This window comes from Streptomyces sp. Root1310 (genome assembly GCF_001426425.1).
GTDB lineage: Bacteria > Actinomycetota > Actinomycetes > Streptomycetales > Streptomycetaceae > Streptomyces.
The window spans coordinates 1-11282 of sequence record NZ_LMEQ01000020.1; the positions used below are offsets into that span (position 1 = coordinate 1).

At 74.3% G+C, this 11282-nt stretch carries 6 protein-coding genes and 1 pseudogene; 6 read left to right on the plus strand and 1 reads right to left on the minus strand.

All coding sequences use genetic code 11. The annotated features are described in order from the left end of the window. Positions 1-759: pseudogene (locus ASD48_RS24105) on the minus strand (Fe-S oxidoreductase); the annotation flags it as partial. 411 nt (positions 760-1170) lie between these two features. Between ASD48_RS24105 and ASD48_RS24110 the strand changes: the two are divergent. The 6 genes from ASD48_RS24110 to ASD48_RS24135 form a co-directional block, all read left to right on the plus strand. Then, a complete protein-coding gene (locus ASD48_RS24110; protein ID WP_057603800.1) occupies positions 1171-1923 on the plus strand; it encodes a thioesterase domain-containing protein in 753 nt (250 codons plus the stop codon). Between the two features lie 307 nt (positions 1924-2230). Beyond that, entirely contained in the window at positions 2231-3175 is a 945-nt protein-coding gene (locus ASD48_RS24115; protein ID WP_057603801.1) for an aromatase/cyclase, read from the plus strand. Positions 3176-3682: 507 nt separating this feature from the next. After that, the gene (locus ASD48_RS46030; protein WP_057603802.1) at positions 3683-7426 is read left to right on the plus strand and encodes a condensation domain-containing protein; all 3744 of its coding nucleotides are present in this window, start codon (positions 3683-3685) and stop codon (positions 7424-7426) included. 490 nt (positions 7427-7916) lie between these two features. Continuing rightward, positions 7917-9125, plus strand: coding sequence for a methionine adenosyltransferase (gene metK / locus ASD48_RS24125; RefSeq protein ID WP_057603803.1), 1209 nt, complete (start codon positions 7917-7919; stop codon positions 9123-9125). Between the two features lie 88 nt (positions 9126-9213). After that, positions 9214-10197: a carbohydrate kinase family protein gene (locus ASD48_RS24130; protein WP_057603804.1), complete on the plus strand. Its 984-nt coding sequence runs from the start codon at positions 9214-9216 to the stop codon at positions 10195-10197. Next, the coding region (locus tag ASD48_RS24135; protein ID WP_199875940.1) for a homocysteine S-methyltransferase family protein at positions 10194-11282 on the plus strand (1089 nt) is incomplete at its 3' end. The genes ASD48_RS24130 and ASD48_RS24135, both read left to right, overlap by 4 nt.

Genomic DNA, 11282 nt, shown 5'->3' on the forward strand with positions numbered 1-11282 from the left:
GGCGTTGCGCTTGAACCAGATGTTCGGGAACGCCAGGAACCGGTGCCAGGCCACACCCATGTTGGTGTTCAGCGAGACCACGATCATCCAGATGAACGAGACGCTGATCTTGATCATCGCCACCAGGTAGACCAGGTTCTCCAGCGTGGCGCCGTCCAGCCCCCGGAACGCGGCGACCAGCAGGTAGGAGACCAGGTACGCCGCTTCCCAGTGCTCGACGCCCGCGAGGGCGCCCTCCAGCCCGCGCAGCGTCATGATCGCGAGGCCGATGGTGAGGATGACGCACTCGACGAAGTAGGCCTGGCCGGACTTGGAGCCGGCGAAGCGGGACTTGCGGCCGGGGCGCGCGGGCAGGTTCAGCTGCCGGATCACGATGAGCACGGCGATGCCGGCCACCGTCAGCGTGCCGATCACCTCGACGAAGACCTCGTAGGGCAGCCAGTGCCCGAGGACGGGAAGCACCCAGTGGGCCTCGAACAGCTGGCCGCCGGCGTTGGCCAGCGTCAGGAGCAGGGTGTAGAAGCCCATGGCCACACACCAGTGCGCCACACCGATGACGCCCCACCGGTTCATCCGCGTGTGGCCCAGGAACTCCTTCACCACCGTCACGCTGCGCTGGTAGGGGTTGGCGCTCCGGCTGCCGGCGGGCACCGGCACGCCCAGCCTGACGTAGCGGAATAACTCGCCGACGGCGCGTACGAACAGCGCGGTGCCGACGGTGACGAATGCCAGCGAAACGATGATCGCGGCGAGTTGCATGGGCGGGCTCCTCGAACCTGCGAGAGCGAATCTACTAAGCGGTAACTTAATGTGTCCGGGTCTGACACTACCCACTCCGGGCCCGCCCATGAAGCCGGGACCACGGTGACCTGCGTCGCCGCGGCCGCCGCGGCCGCCGCCGCCCCGGCACCCCCGCCGCCCGCCCGAATACCGCGCCCGCCAGGCGCAGTTGCCGCGCGCGGCCGGCCGGCCCCTCCCGCGGCACAGGACCGCCGCAGCCGCAGCCGACCGGTCCTCGAGGCGCCCGGGACGAAGAGGCCCCGCCCCCGCCCCGCTGCCACCCGCTCGCCTCCAAGCGCTCTCAGCCCGCTCTCGAGCGGTACTTGAGAGGGTGCGGCCACTCTTGGATCCCACCCCGTGTGACCAGGGGTGCAGGTACAGGAGGGTGCCATGTCGGACGAACAGCCAGTGCGGCTGCACTGTTTCGCGCATTCCCTCGGGGGCGAGTCGCTCTTCGAGCACTGGCCGGCGAGCGCCGGACCCGGCGTGGAGGTGGTCCCGGTCTCCCTGCCGGGCGGCAACCGGCGGCGGTCCGAACCCCGGGTGAACACCCATGAGGCGCTGCTCGCCGATGTGCTGCCCCGTTTCACCGACCCGCAGCCCGGCCCCTACGTCCTGTACGGGCACGGCCTGGGCGCGATGGTCGCCCTGAGCGTCACCCGCGCCCTGCACGAGGCCGGCCTGCCCGGCCCCGCACTCCTCGCCGTCGGCGCCCACTCGCCGCCGCAGGCGCACACCGGGCTGCCCGACGTGCGCGGGGCCACCGACGCCGAACTGCTGCATGTGCTCGGCGGCAAGGGCGCCGTGCCGCCCAGCAGCGACGAAGGAATCCTCCTGCGCGCCATGCTGCCGGTGCTGCGCGCCGAACTCGAGCTCGCCCGGGCCCTGGACGAGGCGGCCCACAGGCCCTCCTGCGCCGGCCCGCTCACCACCGCGCTCCTCGTCGTCGCCTCACAGGACAACCCGCTGGCGCCCCCCACGGTCGCCGACAGCTGGCGCCGGTGGACCGCCGGGCCCGCCTGGACGCGCACCGTCCCCGGCCGCCACTTCTTCGCCCACGGCAGCCGCGAACTGCCCCGGCTCCTGGGCCGCGCCTGCCGTGTCACCCGCCGCCTGGCCCGCCAGCCCGTGCCCGTCGGCTGATCCCGCCTCACCTGCCCGCCCGGGCACCCCGGCTGATCTCGCGTCACCTGCCCGCCCGGCGCGGGCCGCGGCGCCCGCACGCCGCCGCAACCCCCGGCGCGGCGCACACCGGCCGGCGGCCACGGCGACGGCACGGCGGCGCCTCGTCCGGGCCGCAGCCCGCGGCCCGCAGCCCGAGGTCCTCCGTTCGCGGTCCGAAGTCCGCGGTTCGAGGTCCGCTCATGATCCAGTGGTCCTCGTCCGGTCGTCTGAAATCTGTACGTGTTCCGTCCCGTCCCGTCGGCGCAATGTGAGGAGAGGTGTCCCGATGTCTGGTGAGCGTGTCGACAGGGCGACGCACACGGTCCACGTGGCCGCGCCCGCCGGTGTGGTCTACGCCGTGCTGGCCGATGCGGCCAAGCTGCCGCTCTATTTCTCCCCGAGCATCCATGTGGAGCGCCTGGAGAGCGACGGCGAGCGGGAGCGGCTGCGGATGTGGTCCCTCCTGGACGGGCAGCTGAAGTCGTGGACCTCGTGGCGCCACCTGGACCCCGTGGAGCGCCGCATCGAGTTCCGGCAGGAACCGCCCGCGGCCGCACCGGACGCGATGAACGGCATCCTGCACGCCCGTTCCCGGGGCCCGCACCGCACCGAGCTCGAACTGCACTGCGACGTCGGCGTCACCGGCGGCCTGCCCGAAGCCGGGGCGTGGGCCGCCGACGGGAACAGCCGTACCCAGCTCGCCGAGCTCAAGAGCTTCGCCGAGCGGTGGACGCGCCTGGACGACCTGGTCCTGTCCTTCGAGGACGCGGTGCGCGTCAACGGCCCCGCCGAGCTGGTCTACGACTTCCTGTACCGGGCCGGGGACTGGCCCGGCCTGGTGCCGCACATCGCCCGGGCCGACCTCACCGAGGACGCGCCGGGAGTACAGCGCCTGACCACGCAGACACTGACCGAGCACGGCTCGTACACCACCCACTCGGTGCGGATCTGCTTCCCGCACGCGGGCCGTATCGTCCACAAGCAGACCACGCCCCACACACTGCTGGAAGCGCACACCGGCGAATGGTCCGTCGTCCCCGACGAGTCCGGGGTGAGCGTCATCGCCCAGCACAGCGTCGTGCTGCGCGAGGACACCATCACCGCCGTGCTCGGCGAGCACGCGGGCCTGGGACAGGCGCGCCGGCACGTGCGCGAGGAACTCGGCCGGGACAGCCGGGCCCTGCTCGCCCATGCCAAGCGGCACGCGGAAAGCGCCGTGCGCATGCTGTGACACCGGCGCCCCATCCACCGGCCCGGCACCGCACCCACCGGCCCGGCGCCGCCCCCGACCGCCGGGCCGCCGGGCCGCCGCGGGCGCAGGACAGCGGCCCGGCGCGCCCTGCGCCCACGCACACCCGGGCGGGCTCGGACACCGCTCGGGCACCGCTGTACACCCGCTCGGGAAAACGGACTTCGGGTGCCAACCGCTACTAGCGTGGCCAACCCGACCGTTGTGGATTGTCGCGGACCAGGAGGCGCCATGCAGGACAGCCCGTACGCCACAGCCCCGGCACCCCCTGCACTGCGCCCGCTGCGCATCCCGGCCCGCTGCCCGCGCCCCGCCGGGCACACACCGGCCGCCGCGCTCTAGGGCCGGGCCCGGCAAGCCGCACCACAGGCACGGCACCCGGCCCCCCACTCAGGACCGGGCGAGCGCCACCTCGCAGCCCGTACAGCGCCCACAGAAAGGAGAGAGGGGAACGCGCCGGCCCCAGCGGACCGCACCCCCCGGACACGCATGACTGTTTCCCGCTCCTCGCGCGAGGCGACCTTCGCGGTCGTCGCCCCCGGGCCCGCCCCGCACACCGCGCCGTGGGACCTCGAGCTGCGCGGGCCCCTCGACCCCGCCGCCCTGGAGCACGTCCTGGGCGAGCTCACCGCCGGTGAGCCGGCCGGGACCGTGCCCCGCCACCGGCTGCTGCGGCACGGCCCCGACCATCACACGCTGCGGTTCACAGCGCCGCGAGAGGCGGCCGCCGCGACCGCGGTGGGCCGCATCGCCGACCTGCTCACCGAGCCGCGCCCGGCCGACCAGCCGCTCGCCCCCGCCCAGTACGCGCTCCTCACACCCGCCGCCGGACACGGCTACGAAGCGGTGTTCATCGAAGCGGCTGCCGCGCTGGACGCGGCCGCGGTGCGCCAGGCACTGCACGCGGTCCTGACCGCCCACCCCCAGCTGCGCTCCCGCCTCGACCCCGCGGGCGGCCGACTGACCGGGCAGGCCACGGCCGCCGACGGGGCCGCCGACGGGGCCAGGGCCGCGGACGGGGCCGGGGCCGGGGCCCTGACCCGGTCCGAAGCCGCGGACGGATCCCGCCCCGCGACCGGGACTGCGGAGGGGTACGGCGCCGGGGCCGCGACCGGTGCTGCGAACGGGGACGGCACCGCGACCGGCACCGCCGACGGCCACGACCCCGTGACCGGGACTGCGGAGGGGTTCGGGGCCGGGACCGCGGCCGCGGCAGGGGACGGCCAGGATCCCCTGGTGGAGGGGGAGTTCAGCGACGAGGCAGGCTTCGCCGCGGCGGTTGCCTCGGTCGGCCGCACCCTCGACGCCTGCCTGGGCGTCCAGTTGCGGGCCCTGCTCGCCAGAGACCGCCGTCCCGCCGGGCCCCGCGCCGACCGGCTCGCCGTGGTGGTCCACGAACTCGCCGTGGACGCCGCATCCTGGCAGATCCTGCTCGACGACCTGGCCGCCGCCCTCGGCACGGCCGCGCCCGCGGTGCCGGCGCGGGCGCGGTATGCCCCGGACGGCCTGGCCGACTGGGTCAGCGGACTGCGGGAACTGGCCCGCGACCCCGCCGAGGTCCGTCACTGGACCTCCGTCGCCGGGCGCAGGTCCCGGGCCCTCGGCTCCCGCCCCTCCGCACGGCTGACCCGGCCCGGCGGCCGGGCCGGCATCGCCTCCGCCGACACGCAGGACACCGCACCCGGCAAGATCCTGCACACCGGCCCCGCCCAGGACCCCGGCGGCCAGAACTTCGCCCAGGACGGCGGCGGCCAGGACCCCGGCGCCCGGGACCCCGCCCAAGGCGTTGCCCAGGACCCCGGCGCCCGGGACCCCGGCCAGGGCTGCGCTCTGAGCTTCCCCCTGGACGAGGACGTCACCGAGCGGATCACCCAGGGCCTGGCACAGCGGCTCGCGCTGACCGCCGGGCAGCTCCTGACCGGCGTGTTCGCCCTGGCCCTCGCCCGCTGGCAGGGCGTCGACGACATCAGCCTCGACGTCCGCAGCGACCCCAGGCCCGGCCACCAGGGCCTGCGGCGTCACGTGGGCCGGCTCACCGACCTGCACCCGGTCCACCTCACCCTGGAACCCGGCCTCGACCCCCTCGGCCAACTGGCCGCGCTGGCCGGCCCCCTGGCCGCCGCCGCAGGCCACGCCACGGACGGCGCGGGTTTCGGGGCCTGCCGGGAATGGAGCCCCGACCCGCTGCTGCGCGCCACCCTGCGCGAACTGGCGCCCGCCCAGGTCTGTCTGCACCTGCACGCCCCGGGCGAGCTGCCGCCCGGCTCCGTGCACCGTGTGCGCGGCAGCGCACAGCACCGGCCGGGCAGGCCCGCGCACCCCCTCCAGGCGCACGCCCGGATCGCCGGCGGCAGGCTGCACATCGGCCTCGAGCGGGTCCACGACCGCACCGAAGGCATCACCGCCACCTCCGTGGCCGCCCTCGCGGACCTGCTGCGGGACCTGCTGACACAGCTGGCCGACGCCTGCACCGCCCCCATCCCGTCCCTCTTCAAGGCCACCCCCCAGCAGGCGGCGCTGTTCACCGGCGGCGACGCACGGCCCGGCACCGGCCGCCATGTCGAACAGCTCGTCTGGGTCTGGCACGGCCCGCTCGACCCGGAACGCTTCACCGCGGCCTGGCAGTCCGTCTTCGACTGCGAAGCGGTGCTGCGCACCGCGTTCACCGGCGGCCCCGAACCCCAGCTCATGGTCCACAGCCGGGTCACCCCCGACATCACCCGCCGCATCCACCACGGCGACGACTGGCAGCCTCTCCTGGAACGCGACCGGCTGCGCGGCTTCGACCTGCGCTGCCCCGGAGCACTGCGCCTGACCCTGCTGGAGACGGAGCACACCGCACCCGGCGCCACCCCGCCCACCCGGATCGTCCTCACCTACCACCGGGCGCTCCTGGACACCTGGAGCGCCCACATCCTGCTGCGCGAGTTCTACCGGGCCTACCTCGCCGGAGGCACCCTGCCCGGTGGCGAGCGCCGCCCCGACCTGCGGGACTACACCGCCTGGATCGCGGCCCAGGACCTCGAGCCCGTACGGGCGTTGTGGGCCCGCTCCGCCCCGCCCGACACCGCGGCGTCGATACCGGGCCGCCCCGCAGGCAAGGCCGCGCGGCCGGCCGGGGTCGGCCGCGCCCGGCTGCGCCTGGACCCTGCAGAAACCATCCGCCTCGCGCGCTGGGCCGGCCTGTGGGGCATCGCGGAGAGCAGCGCACTGCAGGCCGTCTGGGCGATCCTCATCCACCGCGCCTCCGACGCCGCCGGACCGGCCCCGGTCTGCTTCGCGGTGAGCGTTCCGGGGCGCGCGATACCGCTCGACGGCGTGGCCCGGATGCCGGGACCGCTGCGCAACGCGCTGCCCGTCACCGTCGAGGTGGACCCGGCGGGCACGCTGACGGACCTGATGGGGCGCCTGCGGGACCACGCCCTGGACATGGCCGCCTACGAATGGGTCCCCGCCGACCGGATCCGTGCCCGGGGCCGGCACGGTCCGGGCACCGACCCCGCCGACACCGTCATCGTCTTCGAGGACCCGCCGCATCCGGTGGAAGGCCTGGAGGACGAACTCGCCGCCCAGGGGATACGGGCCGAGTTCTCGGGCACCGTACCCGCCCGCTCGGTGCTGCCCATCGGGCTGCTCGCCCACCACGACAATGCCGGCGGCCTGGTCCTGACAGGGGTCCACGACCGTGACGTGCTCGACGAGGAGGCCGCTGCCGAGCTGCTCGTGCAAAGTGCCCTGCTGCTGCGTGAACTCCCCTTGTGGGCCGCCGAGTCCACCACCGTCGCGGAGGTGCTGAACCTGTTGCAGGGCAGGGCCGTACCGCGCATGGCCGACACTGCCGCAGCCGGCCCCGACACCGCGCTGGTCACCCTGCGCACGGCGGGACAGCAGCAGGCGGGCACGATCTGCCTGGTCCCGCCCCCCGGCGCGGCCGCGACCTGCTACGACCTGCTGCCCCCCAGCTACGCGGGCCCGCAGGAACTGCTGGTCCTCACCGGCGGCACCGCCGCCGAGGACGCCGGCCCCGCCCTGGCCGCCCGCACGGCCGGCCGGCCCCTGCTGCTCGCAGGGTTCTCCGGCGCGGGCGCTCTCGCCTGCGACATCGCCCGGCGGATCGCGGCCGACGGCGGCCGCCCGCCCCGCGTGGTGCTCGCCGGCGCGACCGAGGACGAGCGGGCGCGCGCCCTCGCACTCGCCCGAGCCCTCCAGGACACCACCACACCGGCCGGCTGAGGCGGCCCCCGCGGCACGGACACCCACAGGACGGCTGCGGCGCAGGACGGGTCCGATACAGAACAGACCGCAGGACGGCTGCGGAACAGGACAGACCCGGAACAGAACGGACCGCAGGACGCCTCCACGGCCGACGGGCTGCGGCGCAGGACGGCTCCGATACAGAACAGACCGCAGGACGGCTGCGGAACAGGACAGACCCGGAACAGAACGGACCGCAGGACGGGTCCGAGACACAACAGACCGCGGGACGGCTGCGGAGCAGGGAGGGGCAGGGCGGGCAGGGCGGATCCGGGCGCCACGGCACCGGCATGTCCGTGCGCGCCGGCTCCGCCCCCGGAGCACGCCCGCACCGATGAACCGCTCCGCCGCTGTTCCGCCGCTCTTCAAGTGCTCCTCGTTCGAGGTCGCACATCGTGGCTGTGACACGGGCGGCCGCCGCCCGCACCTCGGACGCCCTTCGCCTGGGCCCTCAACCATCTGGAGAGCCATGTCCCGTCGTCTTTTCACCTCGGAGTCCGTGACCGAAGGACATCCCGACAAGATCGCGGACCGGATCAGCGACACGATCCTGGACGCGCTGCTGCGTCAGGACCCCGCCTCGCGGGTCGCGGTGGAGACGCTGATCACCACCGGCCAGGTGCACGTCGCCGGCGAGGTCACCACCTCGGCCTACGCCCCGATCGCCCAGCTGGTGCGCGACGCCATCCTCGACATCGGTTACGACTCCTCGGCCAAGGGCTTCGACGGGGCCTCGTGCGGGGTGTCGGTGTCCATCGGCGCGCAGTCGGCGGACATCGCCCAGGGCGTGGACACGGCGTACGAGTCGCGGGTCGAGGGCGACGAGGACGAGCTTCACCGGCAGGGCGCCGGTGACCAGGGCCTGATGTTCGGCTACGCGACGGACGAGACGCCGAACCTGATGCCGCTGCCCATCGAGCTGGCGCACCGCCTGTCGCGCCGCCTGACACAGGTCCGCAAGGACGGCACCGTCCCGTATCTGCGGCCCGACGGCAAGACACAGGTCACCATCGAGTACGACGGCGACAAGGCGGTCCGCCTGGACACCGTGGTGGTCTCCTCGCAGCACGCCTGCGACATCGACCTGGAGTCCCTGCTCACGCCCGACATCCGCCAGGAGGTCGTCGAGCATGTGCTGGGACAGCTCGCCGACGAGGGGATCAAGCTGGAGACGGAGGGCTACCGCCTGCTGGTCAACCCGACGGGACGCTTCGAGATCGGCGGCCCGATGGGCGACGCGGGCCTGACCGGACGCAAGATCATCATCGACACGTACGGGGGGATGGCCCGCCACGGCGGCGGCGCCTTCTCCGGCAAGGACCCCTCCAAGGTGGACCGCAGCGCCGCGTACGCGATGCGCTGGGTGGCCAAGAACGTCGTCGCGGCCGGCCTCGCCTCGCGGTGCGAGGTGCAGGTGGCGTACGCGATCGGCAAGGCCGAGCCGGTGGGGCTGTTCGTGGAGACCTTCGGCACCCACACCGTCGCGGAGGACAGGATCCAGCAGGCCATCGGGGAGGTCTTCGACCTGCGCCCGGCCGCGATCATCCGCGACCTCGACCTGCTGCGCCCGATCTACGCCCAGACCGCCGCCTACGGCCACTTCGGCCGCGAGCTGCCCGACTTCACCTGGGAACGCACCGACCGCGCCCAGCAGCTCAGGGCAGCCGCGGGCAGCTGAGCCGGCACCCGCACGGCCGGGCCCGGCCGTGCGGCCGACGCCGCGCACCACCGGCGATCAGCGACCCACAGCGACCGAAGGAGTTCTCGTGCGCATCGCGGTGACAGGATCCATAGCCACCGACCATCTGATGGTTTTCCCCGGGCGGATCGCCGACCAGCTGTTGCCCGACCAGCTCGCCCATGTCTCGCTGTCCTTCCTCGTCGACCGCCTGGAGGTGCGCCGGGGCGGCGTCGCCGCCAACATCGCCTTCGGCCTCGGCGGCTTCGGACTGTCGCCGCTCCTGGTCGGGGCGGTCGGCACGGACTTCGCCGAGTACGAGGTGTGGCTGAAGGAGCACGGCGTCGACACCGCGGGAGTGCGCGTCTGCACCGAACGGCAGACGGCCCGCTTCGTGTGCATCACCGACGAGGACGCCAACCAGATCGCCGCGTTCTACGCGGGCGCGATGACCCAGGCGCACGACATCGACCTGCGCGCCCTGCTCACCGGCCCCGGCCGGCCCGGCCTGGTCCTCGTCTCGCCCGACGATCCGGCGGCGATGCTGCGGCACACCGCCGCGTGCCGGGCCCTGGGCATCCCCTTCGCGGCCGACCCCTCGCAGCAGCTGGCCCGCCTGGACGGCGACCAGGTCCGTGCCCTGGTGGACGGCGCCACCTGGCTGTTCACCAACGAGTACGAGGCCGCGCTGCTCAAGGAGCGCACCGGCTTCAGCCATGACGACGTCCTGGCGGCCGCCGGCACCTGGGTGACCACCCTGGGCGGGAACGGCGTACGCATCGAACGCGCCGGACAGCCCCCGCTCGTCGTGCCCGCCGTCCCCGACGCCGCCACCAGCGACCCGACCGGTGCCGGCGACGCCTTCCGCGCCGGTTTCCTGGCCGCCGTCAGCCACCGGGTGCCGCTGGAACCCGCGGCCCGGCTGGGCAACGCGCTGGCCGCCGTGGTCCTCGGCACGGTGGGCTCACAGTCCTACCGGGTCGACCCGGCGCAGCTGTCCGCCGTCGTCGAGCGCACCTACGGCCCCCGGGCGGCCGGCCCGCTCGCGTGCGTCCTCGGGCAACCGTCATGAGCGCCGCCCACAAGGCCCGCATCGCCGCGCTCCGCGAGGCGCTCGCCACCCGGGTGGTGGTCGCCGACGGCGCGATGGGCACCATGCTCCAGGCCCAGGAACCCACCCTGGAGGACTTCGAGCAGCTCGAGGGCTGCAACGAGATCCTCAACGTCACCCGCCCGGACATCGTGCGCTCCGTGCACCGCGCGTACTTCGACGCGGGCGTCGACTGCGTCGAGACCAACACCTTCGGCGCCAACCACGCGGCCCTGGGCGAGTACGACATCGCCGGACGCGTCCACGAACTGTCCCTGGCCGGCGCCCGCGCGGCCCGCGAGACGGCCGACGAGTACACCGCACGCGACGGCCGCCCGCGCTGGGTGCTGGGCTCCATCGGCCCCGGCACCAAGCTGCCCACCCTCGGCCACATCGCCTACACCGTCCTGCGCGACGCCTACCAGCGAAACGCCGAGGGCCTGATCGCCGGCGGCGCCGACGCGCTGATCGTGGAGACCACCCAGGACCTGCTGCAGACCAAGGCGTCCGTCCTCGGCGCCCGCCGCGGCCTTCAGGCGCTCGGCCTGGACGTGCCGCTCATCGTGTCCGTGACGGTGGAGACGACCGGCACGATGCTGCTCGGCTCCGAGATCGGTGCCGCGCTGACCGCGCTGGAACCCCTCGGCATCGACATGATCGGCCTGAACTGCGCGACCGGACCCGCCGAGATGAGCGAGCACCTGCGCCATCTGGCCCGCCACTCCCGCATCCGGCTGTCCTGCATGCCCAACGCGGGCCTGCCGGTACTGGGCACCGACGGCGCCCACTACCCGCTGACCGCCTCCGAACTGGCCGACGCCCAGGAGAACTTCGTCCGCGACTACGGCCTGTCGCTGGTCGGCGGCTGCTGCGGCACCACGCCCGAGCACCTGCGCCAGGTCGTCGAGCGGGTCCGCGGCATGGTCCCGGCACCGCGGGACCCGCGCCCCGAGCCCGGCGCAGCCTCGCTCTACCAGACCGTCCCGTTCCGCCAGGACACCGCCTACCTGGCGATCGGTGAGCGCACGAACGCCAACGGGTCGAAGAAGTTCCGCGAGGCGATGCTG